Annotated in this window: 16 protein-coding genes and 1 tRNA gene; 6 read left to right on the top strand and 11 right to left on the bottom strand. The window is 60.9% G+C overall.

The window, feature by feature from the left end; translation table 11 throughout:
• Positions 1-194: 194 nt before the first annotated feature.
• The 3 genes from HDF10_RS16460 to HDF10_RS16450 form a co-directional block, all read right to left on the bottom strand.
• Positions 195-271 (bottom strand) — tRNA-Pro (locus tag HDF10_RS16460).
• A gap of 373 nt (positions 272-644) precedes the next feature.
• The gene (locus HDF10_RS16455; protein WP_183815305.1) at positions 645-2,288 is read right to left on the bottom strand and encodes an OmpA family protein; all 1,644 of its coding nucleotides are present in this window, start codon (positions 2,286-2,288) and stop codon (positions 645-647) included.
• A gap of 87 nt (positions 2,289-2,375) precedes the next feature.
• Positions 2,376-7,613: an MBG domain-containing protein gene (locus HDF10_RS16450; protein ID WP_183815303.1), complete on the bottom strand. Its 5,238-nt coding sequence runs from the start codon at positions 7,611-7,613 to the stop codon at positions 2,376-2,378.
• Positions 7,614-8,041: 428 nt separating this feature from the next.
• Between HDF10_RS16450 and HDF10_RS16445 the strand changes: the two genes are divergently transcribed.
• A complete protein-coding gene (locus HDF10_RS16445; RefSeq protein WP_183815301.1) occupies positions 8,042-9,166 on the top strand; it encodes an XdhC family protein in 1,125 nt (374 codons plus the stop codon).
• The gene (locus HDF10_RS16440; RefSeq protein WP_183815299.1) at positions 9,163-9,720 is read left to right on the top strand and encodes a nucleotidyltransferase family protein; all 558 of its coding nucleotides are present in this window, start codon (positions 9,163-9,165) and stop codon (positions 9,718-9,720) included. Before HDF10_RS16445 ends, HDF10_RS16440 begins: the two co-directional genes overlap by 4 nt.
• Positions 9,721-9,738: 18 nt before the next feature.
• Here the strand turns inward: HDF10_RS16440 and HDF10_RS16435 are convergent, their stop codons facing one another.
• From HDF10_RS16435 to HDF10_RS16420, 4 genes are read right to left on the bottom strand one after another with little or no spacing between them, the layout of a single operon-like run.
• Positions 9,739-10,596: an FAD binding domain-containing protein gene (locus HDF10_RS16435; protein ID WP_183815297.1), complete on the bottom strand. Its 858-nt coding sequence runs from the start codon at positions 10,594-10,596 to the stop codon at positions 9,739-9,741.
• Positions 10,596-11,066, bottom strand: a complete 471-nt coding sequence (locus HDF10_RS16430) for a (2Fe-2S)-binding protein (protein WP_183815295.1) — start codon at positions 11,064-11,066, stop codon at positions 10,596-10,598. Before HDF10_RS16430 ends, HDF10_RS16435 begins: the two co-directional genes overlap by 1 nt.
• Entirely contained in the window at positions 11,063-11,293 is a 231-nt protein-coding gene (locus tag HDF10_RS16425; protein ID WP_183815293.1) for a hypothetical protein, read from the bottom strand. The genes HDF10_RS16430 and HDF10_RS16425 overlap by 4 nt, the downstream gene beginning before the upstream one ends.
• A complete protein-coding gene (locus HDF10_RS16420) occupies positions 11,290-13,641 on the bottom strand; it encodes a xanthine dehydrogenase family protein molybdopterin-binding subunit (protein WP_183815291.1) in 2,352 nt (783 codons plus the stop codon). The genes HDF10_RS16425 and HDF10_RS16420 overlap by 4 nt, the downstream gene beginning before the upstream one ends.
• 473 nt (positions 13,642-14,114) lie before the next feature.
• Between HDF10_RS16420 and HDF10_RS16415 the strand changes: the two genes are divergently transcribed.
• The gene (locus tag HDF10_RS16415; protein WP_183815289.1) at positions 14,115-14,429 is read left to right on the top strand and encodes a carboxymuconolactone decarboxylase family protein; all 315 of its coding nucleotides are present in this window, start codon (positions 14,115-14,117) and stop codon (positions 14,427-14,429) included.
• A 273-nt stretch (positions 14,430-14,702) separates the two neighbouring features.
• Here HDF10_RS16415 and HDF10_RS16410 read toward each other — a convergent pair whose 3' ends face one another.
• Positions 14,703-15,590 (bottom strand): hypothetical protein, encoded by an 888-nt coding sequence (locus tag HDF10_RS16410; protein ID WP_183815287.1) that lies wholly within the window; start codon positions 15,588-15,590, stop codon positions 14,703-14,705.
• Positions 15,591-16,119: 529 nt separating this feature from the next.
• Here HDF10_RS16410 and HDF10_RS16405 point away from each other — a divergent pair.
• Together HDF10_RS16405 and HDF10_RS16400 are read left to right on the top strand one after the other, a co-directional pair.
• A complete protein-coding gene (locus HDF10_RS16405; protein WP_183815285.1) occupies positions 16,120-17,235 on the top strand; it encodes a hypothetical protein in 1,116 nt (371 codons plus the stop codon).
• Between the two features lie 201 nt (positions 17,236-17,436).
• Positions 17,437-17,823, top strand: a complete 387-nt coding sequence (locus HDF10_RS16400) for a nuclear transport factor 2 family protein (RefSeq protein WP_221271820.1) — start codon at positions 17,437-17,439, stop codon at positions 17,821-17,823.
• Positions 17,824-18,015: 192 nt separating this feature from the next.
• On the opposite strand, the gene HDF10_RS16395 is transcribed toward HDF10_RS16400, so the two are convergent.
• The gene (locus tag HDF10_RS16395) at positions 18,016-19,809 is read right to left on the bottom strand and encodes a S53 family peptidase (RefSeq protein ID WP_183815283.1); all 1,794 of its coding nucleotides are present in this window, start codon (positions 19,807-19,809) and stop codon (positions 18,016-18,018) included.
• Between the two features lie 88 nt (positions 19,810-19,897).
• Here HDF10_RS16395 and HDF10_RS16390 point away from each other — a divergent pair, with 88 nt between their 5' ends.
• Positions 19,898-20,035: a hypothetical protein gene (locus HDF10_RS16390; protein WP_183815281.1), complete on the top strand. Its 138-nt coding sequence runs from the start codon at positions 19,898-19,900 to the stop codon at positions 20,033-20,035.
• Here the strand turns inward: HDF10_RS16390 and HDF10_RS16385 are convergent.
• On the bottom strand, positions 20,032-20,778 hold the full coding sequence (locus HDF10_RS16385) for a hypothetical protein (protein WP_183815279.1): 747 nt from the start codon (positions 20,776-20,778) through the stop codon (positions 20,032-20,034). The genes HDF10_RS16390 and HDF10_RS16385 overlap by 4 nt on opposite strands.
• A gap of 77 nt (positions 20,779-20,855) precedes the next feature.
• Positions 20,856-22,088 (bottom strand): hypothetical protein, encoded by a 1,233-nt coding sequence (locus HDF10_RS16380; protein WP_183815277.1) that lies wholly within the window; start codon positions 22,086-22,088, stop codon positions 20,856-20,858.
• Positions 22,089-22,124: the final 36 nt, after the last annotated feature.

Raw genomic sequence — 22,124 nt, 5'->3', positions numbered from 1 at the left:
ACCCGTCTATGAGGATTTATGCTGACGTGAAGCGAGAAGGCTCAAAGCCTTCGGTCGAATAAACTGGAGTTCCAATTGGTGTCCCCCCAGGCGAGAAGATCGATCCGCAGATGATTGATTTGAATCCCTTTACGAAGGCTCTAGTCATTTGGCCACCTGGCACAATGATTTGCGAGCTAAGTAATTGATTTAAATGGTCGGGGCGAGAGGATTCGAACCTCCGACCCCCTGGTCCCGAACCAGGTGCGCTACCAGACTGCGCTACGCCCCGAATGTGCTGCGATGAGTGCCGATGAGGAGTGCGTTCCGTAAGGCTCAAGCGCGCGGGTGGGCTTGGTGGATCGCTGTATCGACTCAGGTAGTTTAGCAGATCTCGTGGCGGTTGGCGAAGGTAGTGGGGAAGCGGGGGGATTTGGCTTACCGGGTTCGCCGCAGCTTTGACGTGCGGAATAAATTTGGAATGCCGGAGGGAGAGAGACGACTTGCGGGGCGGCGACTGTACGGTTGCGCGATATGTATCGATCTACTTCGGTCGAGAGGATGATGTTCGACTGTCCTCGGATGTTTCGTGTTCAGGGAGGGAAAAGGGGAGCCCTTGGAACTCCCCTTTATTTGTGAGAGGACGTCGATCGAATCGCGTCTGGTTAGTGGTTCGTAGTGTTCTTTGGCTTAGCGTAAGGCTGGCCCTGCCGCTTCACGGAACTCGCATCGAAGGTCGCGGTGTCGCCGGGGGTGAATGAGGCTCCGTCGGGAACCAGGGTGCTGTCGAGGATACGGCCAGGCTGGCCGCTTGTGCGCATCGAGATGCGTGCCGGGTCGATTCCTTTCTCGTCGGTGAGGTACTGCTCTACGTTGAGGTCGCGCTGGGCTGCGGCATCAGGTGTCTCGTCGTCGGAGTGTCTGCCAACGATTACAAGCTTGGAGGTAGTGTCGCGGTTGAGGGTTAGAGCGATGTCGTCGAGGCAGGCTTTGCCTTCGTTGTCGACGCGTACGGGACGCTTTAGGTCGCGCTCAAACGAGATGCTGCACAGGGGGCGTACCTTCGGGACTGGAGGAGGCGGAGGAGTGACAATGGTGACGGTGGTGTCGGCGGAGGCATGTTTGCCGAGATCGTCGACGACGTTGCAGGTGACGGTGACGACGCCTGAAGGAGCACCGCTTGTAACGAGTGTGGCGGTGGGAGTGGTTCCGGAGATTTGTCCGGCGGTTGAAGAGTAGGAGTAGCTCAGTGTCAGGCCTTCGAGACTGCTGGCAACGGCTGTGATGGTCGAAGGATCGCCCGGCATGACAGTGCTGGGATTGGCGGAGCAGGCGATGGTGGGTGGTGCGGGATTGTGGATGCGGAAGCCGGCCGTGCAGTTGGCGCTCTCGCCTGGGCGCTTGCCTTCGCTGACATGACCGGAGACAGTGTAGTCGCCGGGAGCGAGGCCCGCGGTGTTGATGCTGGCGGTGGCTTCGTTGTTGGTGAGTTCACCACCGCTGGCGGTCCAGGTGTAGGAGAGCTTCTTCTTCGGCTCCAGATTTGTTGCGGTAGCGGTGGCGGTCACCGGGTCGCCAGGGAAGACATTCGTTGGTTGAACGGTGCAACCGAGCTGGACGGGTGGGGGCGGCGCCTGCTGGCCAAGCCGCAAAACTACGCCAGCGGAGAGTCGGTAAGCGGTGATGTCGCCAATGCCTCCGGTGACCTGGGCAGGATCGACTGGACCGTAGTCGACGTGGGAGTAGTTGAAGTCAGCCTGGACTACGCGAAGGGCTACGTGATTGTTGAAGACTGGCAGGACGAGATCGAGACCTCCGCCGGCGGTGACTCCCCAGCCCCAAGTGCAGGGTTGGAAGGCGGGGCCGCCCGCTCTGGCACCGCCGCCGAGGGCGTGGACGAAAGGAATCAGGCGTCCTTTTTGGTAACGGAGTACAGGGCCGGCCTGGGCGGTGTAATAGCAATCGTTAGGGCCTTCGGGGAAGAAGCTGCCCTCGGCCTGAAGGCCTAGATAGCGATTGAAGTAGGCGGTGGCGCTTGCAACGGCGCCGGGGTTGATGGGCTGATAGACAAAAGGGGTGATTTCGCTATTGAAGGGATGGAAGTAGGCGTAGCCGCCGTAGAGGTCGAAGCGGGAAAAATCGGGAGGCGGTGTGGAGGCGGTTTTGACAGCCTGCGCTAGTGCGGGCAATGGCGTAGCTGCGATGCAAAGGGCGACGAGGAGCCTGATCCCGGAATGGAGAAGGGCGCCGCCGGCGAGTCGCACGGCGTGGGAGCTCAATCTATCGGGGCTCACGGGGCGGAGATGCATAAGGATGAAACCTCCAACTGCGGTGCTTCCTGATTTTTCTCTTCCGTATACCCTGTGAGATTGGCAGGACATTACGGGACACTGCTGCTAATTTCCGACGGACAGAAAGACCGAGGTGGATTGAGCCAGGGTCGTGGAGCTGGCGCTGGTGCCGGTGATACTGACGGTATAGGTCTGGAATGTGGTGTTGAAGCAGCAACCTGCCAGGCCGAGGATACCGAAGGAGAGGAGGATCACTGCGAGAAGACGAATCTCTTGAGTACCTGGCTTCCTGCGGCGTCGGAGGCCAGCGAAGAAGATGCCAAGGCCGGTGAGCTCGACTGGGAAGACTGCGGCAGCGGTGATCGGCGCGAGATCCCCTGGATTGAGGCTGGGGATGGATGGATCGCGAAGTCTGGCATCGGCTGCGGTGGTGTTGATGGTCAGCGCAACGGTGGCAGTGCCTCCGGCGGTGAGTGTCGGATTGCTGGCGAAGTTACAGGTGGCGTCAGCAGGAAGACCAGAGCAGGAGAGATTGATCTGACCAGCGAAGCCTCCGACTGAGGTGAGGAGGACTTGATAGGTCGTCGTACCGGGACCGCGAATGAGCTGAGTGGGAGGGGTGGCGGAGATCGTGAAGCTGCCGACGGGAGCATTGATGATCTGGGTGAGGGTAGCCGAACTGGTGGCGAAGTTGGTGTTGGCCTGGAAGCTGGCAGTAATGGTGTGACTGCCTGAGGTCAGCGCGCTGGTGGAGAAGGTGGCGACACCGCTGCTGTTTATGATCCCGGTACCCAGGAGGTTGCCGCCATCAGAGAAGTTGACGGTGCCGGTGGGCGCACCGGTTGTGCTGGTAACGGTCGCGGTGAAGGTGACGTTGGCGCCAGCGGCTGCGGGCGAGCCGGAGCTCGTGACCGTGGTGACGGTATTGATGGGGCTGACGTCGAGCGTGCCCGGGTGGATGGTCGCGATGTAGTTGCCGGCGGAGGTTCCCGAGACGTTGGCGCCGATGGAGTATTGGCCGGCAGGCGAAGCGGGAGTGGCCGTGGTGGTGTAGCTGACGACTACATCGTCTCCGGGGACAACGCCGGTGACTGTTCCGGAGAAGGCAGGGTTTGGTGCTCCGTAAAGACGGCTGGCGCTGTTGACGTTGATGACGAGAGCGGCCTGATTCTGCGTGATGGCGAGTGAGCCGTTGACGAGGTTCACGGAGTAGTTGGAAAGGGCGGCCCCGGAGACCGAGGGAATGATCGGGTAGGTGCCGACAGGGGAGTTGAGGACTGCGGGGCTGCTGTAGGTTGTGGCGACCGCGTCGCCCTTGAGGAGGCCGGTCGTCGTGCCGGTAAAGACTGGGTTCGTTGTGTCGTAGACGCGGGTGGCGTTGTTCGCGGTTACCGTAAGTGTGGCCGGGCTGATGGTGAGGGTTCCGTTGGTTGTTGTGATAGTGCTGTAGTTGGCGGCGGCGGGGCCGGAGACTGTGGGGATGATAGTGTAAGTGCCAACCGGCGAGGTCGGAGTGTCGACGGTTGCATAGGTAATGATGAAGGTGTCGCCGTTGAGTGCGCCAGTGACTGTGCTGGTAAAGGTGGGATCGGCTGCGCCGTAGGTGCGTGTCGCATTGTTAGCCGCTACGTTCACAGTGACGGAAGCTTGAGTGATCGCGAGAGTTCCGGGGGTGACCTGAACGGTGTAATTGGAGGCTGCGGGGCCGCCGATGGTGTCGCTAATAGGATAGGAACCGACTGGCGATGCAACGGTGGCTGTGGTCGAGTAAGAGTTCGTGAAGGTGTCGCCGTTGAGAGCGCCACTGACGGTGCTGGTAAAGACGGGATTGGCTGTGCCGTAGGTTCGACTTGCGTTGCTGACAGTGATGGTGAGTATCGCCTGCGTGACAGTGAGCGTTCCGGGAGTGACGGTGACGGCGTAGTTGCCGGCGTTTGCTCCGGCGATGGTCGCGTTGATGGGATAGGTTCCGGCTGATGAGGTGACCGTGGCTGGCGAGGAGTAGGCGATGGTCAGAATGTCGCCGTTGATGGTGCCGCCACTGACGGTATTGCCGTTCAGGACGCCGAGGGTTGTGCTGTTGAATGGAGGATTGGCCTGGCCGTACTGACGGCTTACGTTGAGAACTGTGACGGTGATGAGAATCGGAGTGACGGTCAGGGTTCCGGGCGTGTTGATGACGATGTAGTTGGAGAGGCTTGTGGTCCCGGCCGTGGTAAGGGTAGCAATGATGGGGTAGGTGCCGACCGCAGAAGTGGCAGTGGCGACGCTGGAGTAGGCGACGAGGACGGTGTCGCCAGAGGCAACTCCGGTGATGGAGCCGGTGAAAGTGGGGTTCGACGCTCCGTAAAGACGACTGACGCTATTGACTGTGACGGTGAGTGGGGCGGGGGTGACCGTCAGAGTTGTGTTGCCAGTGGCTGGCAAGTAGTTGGTATCCCCGGAGTAGGTGAAGGTGAGCGAGTAGGTGCCGACTGCAAGGCCGGTATTGAGTGCGTTGCACGTGGAACCGACTCCCAATGTCGCGGTGACGGTGCACAGGACTCGCGCGCCGAGACTAAAGGTGATGGTGCCGCTTGGAGAGGGACTGCCGTTGGTTACGTTGACGGTCTGAGAAAAGGACTGGCCGTAGATCTCCGTTTCGGCAGGCAATGTGAACTGAAGCGGCGCTATTACCTTTCCGGTACCGGTGAGAGTAAGAGTGAGCGGGCTGTTGTAGGCGTTGGAAATAATACTGACGGAGGCGGTCAGCGAGCCCATGACTGTAGGGGTAAAGACGAAGCCCAGGTCACAGGTGGAACCCGCGATGATAGTGGTACCGCAGGTGGTCGTTCCGGAATCGATGGTGAAGTGCGGGTCGGAGGATGTAATGGCACCATTGAGGGTGAAAGGAGCCGAGCCAAAGTTGCTCAGGGTTTGCTGAATAACGAAGGAGCTTTGGCCGACCACTACACTGCCGAAGGCAAGGGTGGGATTGGGATAGGTGATCTCGCGGACGGCGCCGTTTCCGTTATCAACCTCGAAGAGATCGCTGTTGCCTTCGACGGCGATACTGACGGGATTATTGATCTGAGCGAGGTTGGCGAAGCCGCCGTCGCCTGTGTTTCCTGCGGTGCCGGTACCGAGAGTGGTCGAGATGTTGCTGCCGTTGCTGGTGGTAGAGACGAAGACGGTGTAAACGAGATTGGCGATGGCATCGGCGATGTAGAGGTCTCCGGCTGCATCGAAGGCGAGGGAAGAGGGAGCGAGGATAGCGGTGCCGGTGGCTTGTCCGGGAACGGTGGTCGTCGCGGTTCCATTGCCGGCGACCTGATGAATGATGCCAAACTTATCAACGGCGTAGACGAGGTGGCCGCCAGTGTCGGCGATGTACAGGATGCCGGTGGTGTCGAGGATAAGTCCGCCCGGTGAGACGAAGCTGGCGGTGGTGGCAAGGACGCCATCGGCGGAGGTATTGTTGCCACTTCCTGCGATAGTGCGACTGCCCCCGCCCGCAAAGACCTCGATCACGTTGTGGGCTGAGCCGGCCTGGGCGATGAAGAGGTTGTCAAAGCCATCGACGTAGATGGATGTGGGAGTGTTAAGTCCGGTGACATAGCTGGTGTTCAGGCTGCCGTCCACCCCGAAGCGGGCGACCGTGCCGTGGACTGCGTCGGTGATGAAGTAGTTGCCTGTGGAGTCGATCGCGATGGCCGAGGAGGTGAGTAGACCGGAGCCTCCCGGAATGATGGGGAATGGAATTCCTCCGCTAACCGGAAGGAAAAGAAGATTGCCGGTGCCGGGGGTTGCGCCTGTCTCGAGGATGTACGCGTTGCCCGCGGGGTCAACCGTAACGGCAGAGGGCGCGGTGAGAGCGCTGACGACGGTCTTGACGATACCGGGGGTGAAGACACCGAGCGAGCCGGTTGCCGTGCCCTCGAGGCCCTGGGAGATGCTGTTCCCGGAGATCGAGTCAACGAGCTTGATGGGGGCGCTGCGCAGACCTAGAAGAGTAGGTGTGAAGCGCACAAAGACCTGGCAGGTGACAGGCGGCGTGCCCGGCGCGGCGGGGGTATGGAGGCCTGTGCAGGTATTTGTGGTGATGTTGAAGTCTGGCCCCGACGTAACGGTGAGGTTCACCTTTTGGTTGACGGCGAAGGTGACCGGGAGGCCAGCGCTAAGACTGCCGACTGGGGTAGCGGGAAAGATGATGTTGCTGCTTAGTTTGCGCAGGATGCTGTTGGCAGAGTCGGCCAGAGAGAAGTTGCCAAGGTTGTCGACGGCCATTCCGCGGGGACCGTTAAGAGGGAAGTTGAGGGCGGAGGTTCCGTCCTGAACCGGGCTGTAGGAGCCGGAGGCACCATTAGGTAGACCCGCGACAATGGTGGTGCTGCCTGAGCCAAGGACGTAACTGACGACGACGTCGGGACTGGTCTCGGTAACGTAGAGCGACTGCGTGGGTGAGAAGGCTAAACCGTAGGGTCTGTCCAGGCCAGTGGCGATCGTGCCCGAATTGTCATTGGAACACTGGCCAACGGCTGTTTGGAAGGTTGCGAGACCGACGACCTGACGAACGCAGTTGTTGCCTGTATCTGCGATGAAGAGATCTCCTGCTCCGCTAATAGCGAGACCAGAGGGAGCGTTCAGAACGACGCTGCCGGCAATGCCCGCGCAGGTTGTAGGAACGAGTGCGGAGGGTGCGCCAGCGACCACGCAGAGACTGGAGGAGGGAGCCTGAAGCAGTACCTGATAGTTGCTGAGAGTGGCCGGGACTTCAGTGTCCTGAATCGCGATGTAGAGGTTATTGCTGGTGTCTAGGACGAGACCGTTGGGGTTTGGAGTGGCGGAGACTGCGGAGCCGCAAGTGCCGGAGACGGTGGTGAGAGAGGCGACACCTGAGGCTCCGGAGGCGAGTTTGCGGATGCAGTTGTGACTGCTATCTGCGATGTAGAGATTGTTGGCGCTGTCTACGGCGAGGCCCGTGGGCTGGTAGAGACCCTGGGCGGGGGTCGGGGTGCTGTTAGACGCCGTGGAACAGGTGTCGCCTTTACCTGAGACCGCGAGTCCGACCAGCGTGCTCATCGAACCTGTGGTGTCGATCTTGCGAACGCAGTTGTTCAGGGTATCCGAGAGATATTGATTGCCGTTTGAATCGAAGACGATATAGGACGGAGTGTTGAGACTGACCGTTGTCGCCGGTCCGAAATCCCCGTTGAACCCCGGTGTGATGGTTCCGGCATATCGAGTTCCGCTCTGCACCAAGGTCAGGACCTGGGCGTGCGCTAGAGACGGAGTGATGGCGTATGCGACAAGAACCACCAGTGCAGAGAGAGTCTGGACACCAGAGAGACGGCTGAGATGCATGGGGTGAAGCTCCTAGGTTCGCGCTGCAGTGAATCAGAACGGACGGCGTAAATAGCAGGTAAAACGGCTCTTCGGAGTTGTGGCCGCTCCGATGAAGGTCGATATCCGGTCTCCTGCGCCAAAAGTATTGCATATAGAGGGTTTGGGGGAACTACCTATAAAGTGGCAGTTGCAGACGCCTCAGGACGGTTGAGTTTTTGGTGAGATTAGAGCAAGGCTCCGGCGGGAGTGCGAGCAGGGAGACGGTCTCTCCGGAAGACACACCGGTTTCTTCGCGAAGGTTCACCCCTAAATACAGGAGCGATTCTTACGATTTGAGCGCTCATTCTGGGAGTGATCCGGGGCTCTGGGCCTGCCGTTTTGATGGACAGATGAGACTGGCGGCGTGGAGAATGGGAGTAAGAGTAGAGGGAAAGAGGACTTCTGGCATGAGAGAAGGTCGGCAGATCGTTCGGCTGTGGCGTCAGGGAGGAGCAGTTGCTCTGGTGACGCTTGTGCGGACCGAGGGATCGAGTTATCGACGGCCTGGAGCCCGCCTGCTGCTGAGCAAGCAAGGAGAATACGCCGGGACGATCAGCGGAGGGTGCCTTGAGGCCGAGGTCGTGCGCAAGGCAGCGTGGCTGATTCGGGACGGCGCTGTATTGGAACGGTACTCGACGATGTTTGACGATACGGCGGAGATGCCGTTTGGGTTAGGGTGCGGAGGCGTTGTCGATCTGCTGATCGAACCTGTCGAAACTCCTGAGTGCCGAGCCGTACTCACGGCACTGGAGGGGGCGCTTGTAGGGGACGAGGTAATGGTGCTGACCTGGCAGCCACGTGTAGGGAGGCGATTGGAACGTGCGGTGTTGGCTGCCAACGGGGAATTTACGTTTGCCAGCGAAGGGCTGACAGAGCTTGAACTTGTCGAGGCGAGAGCTGGCGTGCTGCTGAAGGGCGGGATTGACAACCCAGACTCGGAAGTTTTTGTGGAACGGATCGCAACTCCACAGCGGTTGTTCGTTCTGGGCGCGGGCGATGATGCGAAGCCGGTAGTGAGCATGGCGGCGCTTCTGGGTTGGAGCGTCTCAGTGCTGGATGGACGGGCGCAGATGGCTCGCGCGGATCGGTTTCCCGAGGCAGAGCGGGTAGTCGCGGCATCTGCTGCGTCGAGTGAAGTTCGGTCGATTCGTCAGGACGATGCAGTGGTGCTGATGACACATAGTTATGAGCAGGACAGGGAACTGCTGGCGGCGGTGTTGCCGTTGCATCCCAGGTACCTGGGTCTGCTGGGGGCGCGGCACCGGAGTTCGTTGTTGGTAAGTGAGGCGGCAGCGATGTTGGGGTGGACTGTCGGTGCGTGCTGTGACCGGATCTATGCGCCGGTGGGATTGGACCTTGGTGGGGACGGGCCTGAGGCCATCGCTCTGGCGGTTATCGCAGAGGTGCAAGCGTGCTGCATGGGGAAGCTGGGGGCTTCGCGCAGGTTGACGCCGCAGGAGGTTGAGAGACACCTGGGGGAGGGTGGCGCGGCGCGGTATCTGCAAAAACAATGTGCGGTGGACGTTGCGTGAGACGAATTGGCGCGGTGATTCTCGCGGCTGGAGCTTCGAGGCGGCTGGGGGAGCCGAAGCAACTGGGAAAGGTTGGAGCGGAAAATCTGTTGGAACGTTCGGTGAGGGTTGCTCATGAGGTTGGATTCTCTCCGGTGATCGTGGTGTTGGGGGCTTCGGCAGAATCGATCGAGGCGGCGTGTGAGTTGGGGGACGCCGAGGTTTTGATAAATGAAAGCTGGAACGAGGGGATGGGTGCTTCCGTGCGAGTCGGTGTGGGGGCTCTGCGCGATGTGGACGGCTGTGTGTTGATGACTTGTGATATGCCGGCTGTAACGCCTACGCACTTGCGAACTTTGTCGGCCTCGGGAGAGGTTACAGGGTCAGCGTATGCCGGGCGGAGAGGAGTTCCAGCTTATTTCCCGGCTTCGTCCTTTGACGATCTGATGAAATTGCGGGGCGATGCCGGCGCAAAGGATCTGTTGCGATCGGCGCCTTGTGTCGCATTGGCCGGCGGAGAGTTGGATGTGGATACGATTGAAGATCTGGAACGTGCGCGTGCGTTGTTTGGGTAGAGGTTCTCTCCGGATGTGTTAGAGGGTGTGCAGGAATTCTTCGAGGAGGTTGGCGGCAACTGCAGCGCGGTATTTTGCTGTGCTGCGGATGTCATCGATGGGAAGGGTCTCGCTCAGTAATGCGCTGCGGGCGGCGGCGATAGTGGCAGGCGTTACGGTTTGGTTGAGGAGAGACTGTTCGGTGGCGATGAGGCGGGCAGGAGTCTCGCGCAGGCTGGCGGCTCCGATGCGGATGCTTTCGATCGCGCCGTGCTTGGTGCGGGCGATTGCTGCGATAGCGACCTTCGAGATGGCCTGTGCGTTTCGAGTCCCTACCTTGCGGATGTAGGTTTTGTAACCAATTAAATTACGTGGGAGAGTGATGCTGTGGAGGAGCTCGTCTGGGGCGAGAACAGTTTTTTTGTAGCTAAGGTGGAAGCTGCGGTAGGGAATTGTGCGGCTGCCGCGAGTGGAGACCAGAGTCACGGTGGCGTCGTAGGCGAGGAGGGCGGGCGGCGAGTCGGCGGCGGGGCTGCCATTGACGATATTACCGCCGAGTGTGCCACGGTTCTGGTTCGCAATAGAGCCGGTCCAGCTTGCAGCCTGAGAGAGGAGAGAGAGTTCACTGGTGATGACGGGGTGATTGCGAATATCCGTGAAGGTAGCGCCAGCACCGATGTGGACTGCGTCAGGAGTGACTTCAAAGAAGCGAAGCTCTCCAAGGTTCCAGAGAGAGATAAGTTTTTTTTGCTGAAGACGCCCGGCGCCTAACGCTACCATCAACTCGGTGCCGCCGGCGATGGGCGTGTATCGATCGGGCGAGTCGGCCAAGATCTGAAGAATAGCGTCGAGCGATTTTGGGGCGACGAGCTCGTATTGGGTGATGTTGGAGCGCATTATTCAGCGACTCCGGCCAACGCTGCGGCCTGCACAGCGTTGAAGATACGAATGTAGCCAGTGCAGCGGCAGAGATTGCCGGAGAGGCCTTCCTGAATTTGTAACAGAGATGGGTCCTTATATTTTTTGAGTAGGTGATGCGTGGCGAGGATCATGCCAGGAGTGCAGATGCCGCATTGTGCTCCTCCGTTCTCGAGAAAGCATTGCTGGATGGGATGAAGCTGTTCGGTGATTGCGACGCCTTCGATGGTGGTAATCTGTGCCCCTTCGGCTTGCAGGATGGGTACGAGGCAGGAGTTGACCAGATCGCCGTTCATCAGAACTGAGCAGGAGCCACATTCTCCCTCTCCGCAGCCTTCCTTTGCTCCTGTAAGGTGAAGGTCTTCGCGAAGAACGTCGAGGAGGCGCTTCATGGGCGGAGCTTCTAAAGCTTTTGATTCGCCGTTGACAGTGAAGTGAATCTGGGTCATCGCACGCGGCCTCGGAGACTTTGGAGCAGACGATATGTGAAGAACACGGTTGCGCCGACCATGGCTAACCGGGAAACAATGAAGAATTGACGTACAAAATCTTCATTCCAGTCGGGGCGCGCTTTGCGCAGACGCGCTAACTGTCGATCCTTCGGCGACAGGAACAGATAGGTGGTACAGGCTAGGAAGTAAATCTCGAATATGATATTGAGCCCCATATCGCTCATGCGGTGGCCTCGCTAAAAATTGGGCCGGCAACTGCGGTATCGAGAGATTCGCTGCCTGCTTCGGGAGTGCGGGTCATGCGCTCGAAGATGTCTTCCGGGAGGAGAGGGATTTCGGTGAAGGCGATGCCGGTGGCGTGCTCGATGGCGTTGAGAATGGCGGGTGCGGGCCCGTCCATTGGGAGTTCGCCGATGCCTTTGGCGCCGAAGGCTCCGTGGGGACTTGGAATCTCTTCGAAGGTGACGTGGATGGGCGGCACATCGGCGCTGGTGGGCATGATGTAGTTCGTCATCTGATTGTTGGCAAGATGGCCGTTGTTCCAGGTGCATTTTTCGTAGAGTGCATAGCCGATGCCCTGGGCAACTCCGCCTTCGATCTGCCCGGCGGCGAGGATTGGGTGAAGGACCTTTCCTACTTCCTGCAGGGCGTAGAAGTTGGTCACGCTTGCCGAGTAGGTGGTGGTGTCGACGGCAACTTCGGCGACGTAGACGGCCCAGGCGTAGGCGGGATAGGCTTCGCCGCTGTAGGTCTCGTCGTCCCAGAAGATGTCGCCGGGGGACTGGTAGCGGGCCTCAGTTTTGAGGGAGCCGTGCTCGGCGAGATAGTGGAGCGCCGCGTGACGGAAGTCTTCGGGGGTGTAGTCGTGAGGCAGTTCGGAGGCAACAGCAGGTCCCTCCGCTGCACTGCGTGATGACAAAAGAGGAGCGAGTGTGGCGAGGAGGGATTGCGCGGCGCGCTGGACGAGTTTGCCGACGACCATGGCGGTGCGGCTGGCTACGGTGGGGCCGGAGTTAGGGACGTGCCCGGTATCGGGTTGGGCGATGAGGATCTGGTCGTAGGGGAGGTGGAGGGTCTGGGCGGCGATCTGGCAGAGGATGGTGTTGGTGCCCTGACCGAACTCGGTGGAGGAGACGAGAAGGCGGGGTTGGCCTTCGGGGGTGAGTTCGATCTCGACGAGGGAGTTGAGGCGGCGCTCGCCGGAGCCGGTGAAGCCTGCGCCGTGGAAGAAGGTGGCGAAGCCTATGCCGCGCTTGATGGTGCTGGTTGGATTGTCGCGGTCGAACTGCTCGCGCTTGGCGTGGTAGTTGGACTCTTCGAGTGCTCGGGTGAGCAGGTGCTGCATATCGACGGGATCTTTGAGGAGCTGTCCGGTTGCGGTGTGGCCGCCAGTGGCGAGGAAGTTGCGGCGGCGGAACTCTTCGGGTGTGAGTCCGACGACCTTTGCGATCTTGTCCATGTGGCGTTCGAGGGCGAAGATGCTTTGCGGCGCGCCGAAGCCGCGGAAGGCCCCGTGGGGCGGAATATTTGTTGTCATTGCTTTGGCGCGGACGGTGAGGTGGGGCCAGTGGTAGGGGCCGGGGGCGTGGATGGTGCCGCGGGAGAGGACTACGGGGGAGAGGGTGGCGTAGGCTCCGCCGTCGATGGCGAAGTCTATCTCGCCAGCGAGGAGCTTGCCGTCCTTGCTGACGGCGGTGCGGTGGCGGGTGCGGCTGGGGTGGCGTTTGGTGGTGGCGGCCATGTCTTCGGCGCGGTCGTAGCAGAGCTTGACGGGGTGGCCTGACTTCATGGCGAGGAGGGCGGCGTGGCTGCCGATGACGGAGGGGAAGTCCTCCTTGCCGCCGAAGGCTCCCCCGGTCTCGGTCTGGATGACGCGGCACTTCTCGGCGGGAAGGTTGAAGACCAGTTCGAGGGCGTGAACGAGATAGTACGGGCACTGCATCGAGCCTTGTACCGTCACTCCCTTCACCGCGTCGTACTCGGCGATGACTCCGTTGTTCTCGATGTAGAGCTGCTCCTGGGCTCCGGTGCGGTACTCGCCTTCGACGATGTAGTCGGCGGTCTGCCAGATCTCGTCGGGGATCGGCTTCTGGTCCTTCTGCATGAGGTAGGTCTTGAAGGTGTTGGCACTCTCTCCTTCGCCCCAGATGATCTGCTCTTTTTTTTCAGAGTCCTCTATCGAGTAGATGGCGGGGAGTTCTTCGTAGGTGATGTGGACCGCGGCTACGGCGGCGGGGAGTGCGGAGCGGTTGGGGTGGGCGAGGAGGAGGATGGGCTCTTCGCAGTGATTGACGTGGGTGACGGCGAGGCAGGGGTGGTCTTTGGTGAGGTGGACGATGCAGTTTTCGCCGGGGATGTCGGCGGCGGAGACGATGGTGTACTCGTGCCAGGGGATGGAGGGGTCGAAGGCGATGGAGGTGATGCGGCCGCGAGGGATGGAGCTGCGGACGGTGGCTCCGAACCACATTCCGGGGAGGGTGATGTCGTCGACGTAGCGGGCGCGACCGAGGACCTTGGCTATTCCTTCCTTACGAATGGGGGAGTTGCCAACGATCTGAGGCTGGCTGGTCATGAGCGGTGTTGCATAAGGATAGACGAAGTTTCGCGGATTGTGAGGAATCGTTGGGGGCCTGGTACCCCCCTCCCCCCTCGGGGTATTTTGGGAGTAAGTCCCTTGGTTTGATGGGCTTGCAGTGAGTGTGCCGCTGCAAGCTATTCAAGCCAAATGGGTTGCGCGCAAAATACTTGTTTTCAATAGGTTGCGTGCGGTGTTGGGTCGGCCTCGGTGGTAGACGTTCTGCTTTTCGTCGCTGTATCCATTATAGAAGGTGGGGAGGAACTGATACGCCACGTGATTTCGCTGGATTGGCGCGGGGTTTCGCGATTTGGGGGTTTGACAGATCTTCGGGGTGCTTTGGGTTTCTGTCTTTGGGTGTCTTGCGGTTGACGAGGTTGGGATGGGGGCCGAAACTGGCTGGGAGTCGCGTGACAGTGGTGGGCCAGACTACGGTCGTGAGATATCTCACACGGAATGGGAGAGATGCGATGTATGACATGGCGAATTTGAAGAAGTTGAGCGCGCTGGCAGAGGGCGCTTCGGAGGCGACGAAGGCTTTCTGGGCGTTCGATAAGGCGGCGATGAAGGATGGGGTGGTCCCCAAGAAGTACAAGGAGTTGATTGCGGTGGCGGTGGCGTTGACGACGCAGTGTCCGTATTGCCTGGAGTTGCATCGAGCGGGGGCGGTGACTGCGGGGGCTACTCCGGAGGAGCTGGCTGAGACGGCTTTGGTGGCTGCTGCGCTTCGTGCCGGGGCGGCTATTACGCATGCTACTCATTTGATGGGTGGCGAGAAGGGTTAGTGCTCTTTGTGTGAGGAGCGGGCCACGATGAAACCGTGGCCCGCTTCGCTTTGAACAGCTCCGGTCGAGATGACGGGGCTTTGCGTTTGGGGAGGAGGAACAAGCGGCAGCCGAGAGCTCGGCTGAGAGAGGAGAGCATTCTCCAGGGGCTAAAGCCCCTTTTCTTTTTTGCCTTTAGAGACCCAGGGCTGAAGCCTTGGGGTATTTAGAGGCAAATGCAAATGCAACTGCAACGGCAAACGACAGGGACAACGGACAACGGCTTTCGGTGGGTTAGTGGTGGGTGACGGGGGCTTGGGTTTGGTGGGTGAAGCTGTCGTAGAAGAGGGTGTAGCCGGTTTGGTTGCCGCCTTCGATCTGGAAGAGAACTTCGGAGTGGCCCTGGTTGGCGAAGTCGGCGGCGCCGGCGAAGTGCAGGAGGCGGCCCAGGTGCTGAACCTGTCCGGTGGGAGAGATGGCGAACCAGTGGTTGACCCAGGCGTCGTCGGGTGGGCCGTCGCAGAGGTAGCCGTTGAGGGTGACCTCGAGGATGCGCCAGTTTTTGTTTGAGACGTAGGAGGAGACGGGGGCGATCTGGTCGTCGGTGATGGTGGAGTCGTGGTAGTTCGATGGTGCGTTGGTGGTGGTTTGCGTGCAGTTCTTGGGGTGGGGGTAGAGTTTGTGGAAGGCTTGCCGGACGGCGGTGAGGTCGAGGGGGAAGAAGGCGGCGGGGCGCCAGTTGTCCGGGTCTTTGAGGGTGGGGAGGGTGGTGGCGAGGATGGTGTGGAGTGGGTCGGGCTGGTCGGGTGTGGGGCGAGGCTCCAGGTGGGCTACGGCGGCTGGGTTGGTGATGGCCTGGACGCCGATCTCGGAGTAGAAGCGGTAGGCGGTGGGAGTGTTTGCGATGACCATGGCTACGGGCCTGCCGTCTTTGATGAGGTTCCATGCGGTGGTCGATGGGAAGATGAAGGGGACGGTTTTGAGGCAGGCTTCATCCTGGCAGAGTGCGTTGTAGGAGCGCCATAGTCGGCCGGATTGGTGGAAGAGGACGCGGACACCGGGTTGGCCCTGGTTGTTTCCGTTGCCTAAGGCGGTGGATTCGAAGATGCCGATGAGGGGTGCGCGCTGCGCTGCGGCGAGGGTGGAGAGGAGAAGCAGGAGGGTGAGGGCTGGGGGCTTCATGGTGGGGTTAGTTTACGCATGTGACTTGCGTGGGTGCGGTCGAAGTGACGATTTCTGTTTTGGGGAAAGAGCGGCAACGGTTGGAGTGTCTGGGTTGGAAGGCTCGAATGGTATGGGTGGGTGGAATGTATCGGAATCCTTCCCTTCGACTTCGCTCTGGGTCAGGATGACGGCGAAGAACAGACAACGGCAACAGCAAAGGCAACGACAACAGCAAAGGCAACGACAACAGCAAAAGCAACGACAACTGCGAAAGCGACCGCAGATCCCCTTCGGGGATGACAACAAGAACGGCAAACGCAACGGCAACGGCGAAGGCCCGGGGAGATTTGCACAGTTTTTGAAAGGACTACATGGGTCACGAAGAATTCATCTGGCGGTAATACTGCTTTGCATCCATCGGAGGAGTATCGCCTGAAGTGGCTGTTTCGTCTCCGCAACTCTTCGGTTCAAAATTTATGTTCCCCAACTCTTCGACGCAGTCTTCTGTTCCCAACTCTTCCGCCCAATTGATTCAGGAGGTTTCACCATGTCTACCGTATTGTCTCCGATGATCTCGCGCAACGCTTTGGTTGTGTCCGTTGCGTCCATTGCCATGCTGCTTGGCGCTGCCCCGGCGTTTGGCCAGGCTAATGCTCCTTTGGCCGCAGATGGTTATACGCTTAGCGTTTTCGCCACCGGTGTGGTGGGGCAGTACACCAAACCGGACTCGCTTGCGGTCTACCAGGACCATGTTTACATTGCTTACGGCGATGGCAACGACCCGGCGGGCGCCGATGGCAAGTCGAATATGGTGGTGGAGTATACGCGCGCGGGGCAGAAGGTCTACAGCTTTACGGTCAAGGGGCATAACGACGGGATGAAGGTGAATCCCTATACGCATAAGCTGTGGGTGATGCAGAACGAAGATGCGAATCCGAATCTGGTGGTGTTCGATCCGGTGACGAGGCAGAAGACGCTGTACTCGTTTGCGGCACCGTCGCAGGCTGGCGGGGGCTACGACGATATTGCGTTTCGCAACGGGAAGGCTTATCTGAGCGCATCGAATCCTTCGCACAATCCGAACAGTGAGCCGGCGATTGTGCAAGCGACGCTGGTGGGCAGTACGGTGGTGGTGACGCCGGTGCTTGAGGGAACGGCGGCGGCGACGGACATTCTGACGGGGAAGACGGTGACGTTGAATCTGCAGGATCCGGATTCGATGACGACGGCGCCGGGCGGGAACCTGGTGCTGGATAGCCAGGGTGACTCGGAGCTGGTGATTGTGAGCGATCCGGGGTTGCCCCAGCAGCGTGTGCTGCAGGTTCCGTTGAGCTCGCCGTATGGCCAGCCGCAGGTGGATGACACGCTGTTTACGCCGGATGCCGATGGGTTTCTGCTGGTGAGCGATACTGCGAAGGACATTACGTACAAGATCAGCAAGAAGGTGTTTGTTCCTGGGATAGCTTACTCGGCTGGGGTTGCGGGCAGCAGCGCGGCGCCTGGATTTGTGGGCCAGCTGGACCTGGCGTTTGGGCTGTTGACGCCGATTGTGAGCGGGATGCAGAGTCCGCATGGACTTGCGTTTGTGACGACGAGCACCGCCGACGATTCGGCTGTGGAGAAGCTGAAGGAGGCTTGCTCGGCGTTGTATCCAAGCGAATAGCTGGTTGTGCGGGATGGAGAGAGACCGCCTGGGGTCTGAATGATTCTGTACGATTCTGTAGGATTCCGGGTGGCCTTTTTGAGGGGCCTTGCGTCTTACGGGTACTAGGGCATCGGTCTGATGGGATCAAGCCCGCGATGCGGCCCGCTGGGTTATGCTGGCGGGTTTGACGAACGGTAGTTTAGAAAAAGGAGAAGCATTATGACGACGCAGACACAGGTTATGACGACACAGGAGTTAGCGGATAAGCTGGTTAGCCTTTGCCGGGAGGGAAAGTTTGAGGAGGCAACGGCGAGCTTGTACTCCGACGATATTGTGAGCATGGAGGCTGGCGCGCCTCCGGGAGGGGAGCGCGAGTCAAAGGGGCTGGCGGCGGTGAAGGCGAAGGGCGAGTGGTGGGCGACGAACCATGAGGTTCACTCCTGCACGGTCGAGGGACCTCTGGTTGCGGGGTCGCACTTTGCGTGCACCTTCAAACTGGATGTTACGTTCAAACCGCAGAGCCGGCGCTTCGTGATGGAAGAGGTTGCGGTGTACAAGGTCGCGGACGGCAAGGTGGTCTACGAAGAGTTCTTCTACAACATGTAGCAATAATCCGAAGGGCAAGGCAACCGCAGATTCCCTTCGGGTTGACAACAAGAAGAGACTGTCCTGCCGGACGGGCCTCCTGCGCGGAGGGCGGTCACTTCGTGACTTGTATACCGGCTTCGCCCGGTCCTCCCGTTGGTCGGAGTCATCTTCCCTCGCGACCAACGGGAAGTTTCTGGACAGCTTCCAAGACTATCGGCGTTTGCCGGCGGCCGCTTTGCGGCGGTTGGTTACGGCGTGAGGCTTGCGTGCGGGGCGCGTGCGGACGGGTTTTTTCTTGCTGCCCTTGTTTTTTCCGCCTTTTGATGCGCCGGTGGATGGGTTTACGACGGTGATGACTTTTGTGCCGATGGGCGAGCCGAGGCCGGTGCAGGCGTCCCAGCCGGGGCCTGCAGTGAAGCCTGTGGGTGTGCCCTGGTAGTTGGTGCCGGAGGTGATGTCGTTGAAGGCGGCTTTGCCTTTGGCGGCGTAGAGGGCGGGTTGGAGGAAGCCTGCGGAGGTTCCGTTCTGCGCGTTGGCCAGGGCGATGAGGCCGGCCCAGAGTGGGGCTACGGCGCTGGTGCCGCCGATGGGGAGGGTCTGGCCGTCGACGCGGATGGTGTAGCCGGTGGAGGGGTCGGCGTTGCCGGCGACGTCTGGGACGCCACGGCCTCCGCCTGGCGTGGTGGGGGCGGGGACACCTGCGTTGGCTTGCCATGAGGGTAGGGGAAAGAAGTTGCTGACGCCGCCGCCGGTTGCGCCTTCGTTGTTGGCGAGCTCGTTCCAGACGACCTCGGAGGAGATGGTGGAGCCGGTGCCGAGGAGCTTGGTTCCTCCGCAGGCGAGGACGTGGGGGCTGGAGGCGGGGAAGTCGACGTGGTTCTGGCCGTCGGTGACGTTGTCGGTGGAGCCGTTGTCTCCGGCGGCGACGGTGATGGTGATGCCGAGGGCGGCGGCGGACTGGCAGGCGGCGTCGAGGGAGTTGAGGGATTGGGTGGTCCAGCTGGATTCGGGGCCGCCCCAGCTGATGGAGATGACGCTGGGCTTGTTGGTGGTGTCGTGGACGGCGGTGGCGACGGCGTCGATGAAGCCCTGGTCGGTGTTGGGGGCGAAGTAGACGACGATGTTGGCACCGGGGGCGACGGCGGCGGCGACTTCGATGTCGAGCATGACCTCGCCGTCGGCGCTGTTGACGGTGCTGGGGCTGTTTTTGCCGCCGTCCACGGAGACGGTGGTGACTTTGGGCGCCTTCTGGTTGAGGGTTTTGAAGTAGGCGGTGAGGTCGGCGGTCTTGTAGCCGCCGCCCAGCTCGATGAGGCCGATGGTCTGGCCTGCGGCGGAGGCGTTCGGGGGGAACTGGTAGAGCGCGGCGACCTGGGGTGGAGTGTAGGCGATGTTGGTGGCGGCGGCGTGGGGTGTGACGGTGTGGGGATGGGCGAAGCCTCCGGCCTGGGCGGCGTTTGCGGCGAGGTCGCCGTGTTGGCCTGCGATGCGGAAGTGGGGCTGGGCCTGGGGACGGTTGTCGAGTCCGAGGACGGCTTCGACGGGGCCGACGAGTTCGTCGGGGAGGGTGATGCTGCCCTGGCGGACTCGGTAGGTTCCACCATCGTAGGTGGTGTGGGTGAGGGTGACGCCAAAGGCTTTTTGCATGGCGGCCATGGTGCCGGAGAGCTTGATGGTGCGGCACTCGAGGCTGAGGGGGTCGGGCACGACTGTGAGGCTGAACTCTTTGGCGAAGGCGCGAACGAGTTTTACTGCGGCGGGGTCGGCGGCGTGGCTTTGCTTGTATTGGGCGCGGGTGAGGCGCTGCTTGCCGAGGCGGTTGGCGGCCTTGAGGGGGGCCTTGCGGCGGACTATGACTGAGACGGTGATCTTGCCGCTGGAGGGAGCGGGCTTTTCGGTGGCAGGCTCGGCTGTGGAGGGGCGGAAGAGTTTTTTTTCGCTGCCGGGGAGGGTGGTTCGGGGGGAGGCTGCGATGTGGGGGGTGGAGGTTTTTTTCGTTGCCATTGAAGGGTCCTCTAAATTTGGGGATGAATTTATGTGAGGGGTCGGATTGGATGGCGAGTGATTATCGAGATTTACGAAGACCTATAGTATGCCCGTGCCGGTTCGGAGGGAAGCTGGATGCGTTGCTCTTCGTGAGGGTGGCAACGGAGTGCGTGGGATGCTTCATTCCGTTCAGGGTGATGGCGAAGAGCACGGCAACGACAAAGGCAACCGCAACGGCGGCTAGAAGTGGCGTAGGGGTTCGGAGGTGGTGGTGGCTTTGAAGTCGGGGTCGCCGGGGATGGGGTCTAGGTTGGAGCGGAGATCGGCGCTGCGCTCGAGGGAGCGGCTGACGATGTCGCGGGAGCCGAGGCCGACGGCGAGAGCGAGGGTGAGGACGATGCCGCCGAAGAGGATTCCGAAGGCCAGTTCGACGACGGCGCCGCCGATCTGGAGGTGGTCGAGGACCATGGCGGCGGTGAGGACCAGGACGAGCCACTTGATGCCGAGAGAGAGGAAGCGGGCGTACTGGAGCTTGGCGTTGACGGCTCCGATGAGGACGGAGCGCTCGAGGAAGCGCGCGATGAGGGTGCCGGCGATGAGGAGGAGGACGGCTCCGATGGAGTGGGTGAGGTAGGGAAGAACGAAGATGGAGATTTGGGATTCGCCGGGGAAGGCGGCGTCGAAGGCGGAGATGCCGATGAAGCAGCCGATGGCGACGCATCCCCAGAAGACGACGCGGGCGAGCAGGGCGGTCGGGCTGTGGGCGGGGGACCAGTCGGAGATGGTGGCCGAAGAGTTGCGGGCGAGGCGCTCGTCGAACTTGGCGGCGGTGAGGGAGCGGCGAAGGAGCGCGGCGAGGCCCATGCCGATGGCGGTCATGATGACGAGGGCGAGAAGAAGGGCGATGAGGGCTGGGAGAAAGCTGGCCAGTTTATAGAGGACCTGTTGAGCGGATTGGCGAAGTGCCTGTTCGACTTGTTGCCACATGAGAGGGTCTCCTTACGGGTGCTGGTCTTTGTTGATTTCCCGTTCGTTCCTTAGAGCCTTTTGTTGAAGTGCTCTTTCTATGGGTTGAAGCGGTCGGGCCAGCGCCAGCGCGATACGAGATAGGGTTTGTCGGTTTCAAAGGCTGCGGCTAGATCCTGGATGTGTTTTTCTGGGGGCGTGCCTGTGCTGATCAGCGTGAGGTGAGAGGCGACCCAGGCGAGATAGAGCGGGGTGAGCGCGCCGAGAAGGTGACCGCGGTTGATGGTGCGGAGGCGGTAGGCGAGGATGAAGTCGTAGACGATGCGAGCCCATAGGTTGTCGGGCATGCGGAAGCTTTCGGGCTGGAGCATGGAGAGCTTCTTGAGTCCGAGGAGCGAGTTGGGCGGCAGGACGAGGGACCAGATCTCGTGGAGGTTGGTGTAGGCGAGACGGAAGGCGTCGAGCATGGGGGCGGTGTCCGGCGGCTCTGCGACGTGGGCGGTTTGGGGAAGGGGCTGGGCGGGCTGGGTGCCGCGGGCGCGCTGCCAGAAGGAGGCTTTGGCGTCGACGTCGGCGAAGAGGGAGCCGGCGATGAGGGCGAGGAGGCTGTTGAGATCGCGTTTTACGGGTTGAGGGATGGTGCGCGGGGTGACTTCGACTTCGGCGATGGTGAAGTTGGCGGTGGCTGCTTCGGCGAGCGGCCAGAGGAAGGAGTCGTCCTGCGAGGAGGCGGTAAAACGCTGGGCGGTGGCGGCGAGACGGCCGGCCATGCGGAGGGAGAGGCCGAGGTCGATGGCGAGGGGGAAGCGGGGTCGCGTGCCGAAGAGGGCGCGGGTGACGGGGTAAAGAATGGCTGAGTTGACGAGACCTTCGCGGGGGCCGAGCTCGTAGTGCGCGACGGAGAGGTCGTTGGCGAGGGTGGAGCTGGCGAGGGCGCGGATGGTTTCAGGTTGCAGCGACTGGCATTCGGCGCCGAGAAGAAGGCAGCTGGTGACGCGGTTTTCCTGCGCAAGCTTGTAGGTGTTGAGATAGTCGGCTGCGGTGAGAACCCAGGGGGTCGCAGAGACGGCGGTGGGGGTGTAGGGGATGAGGCGAAGGGGGCTGCCGGAGGAGAGTTGAGGCGCGGTGTCGGGGGTAGCGACGAGGACGGTGTCGTTGGGAAAGGCGAGGGCGAGGTTTGAGAGGGTGGCTTCGAAGGCCTCCTGCGAGAGGGGAACGAGGCTGACGAGCAGGCTGGCGGTTGCGGGTGTTGCGGTGGTCGCTGTCGTCGTCGCTGTGGTTGCAGGCATGGCGTTGGAGGTGAGGTCGATATTTGTCTCTGCGGAGGCCATCGTGCGATGTGGACTTTCTCGGTTCGGTTGGCGGTG

The sequence above is a fragment of the Tunturiibacter empetritectus genome, from assembly GCF_014201375.1.
Lineage (GTDB): Bacteria > Acidobacteriota > Terriglobia > Terriglobales > Acidobacteriaceae > Edaphobacter > Edaphobacter lichenicola_D.
Note: the sequence above shows the minus strand (reverse complement) of the source record. Positions and strands in the feature narration are given on the sequence as shown.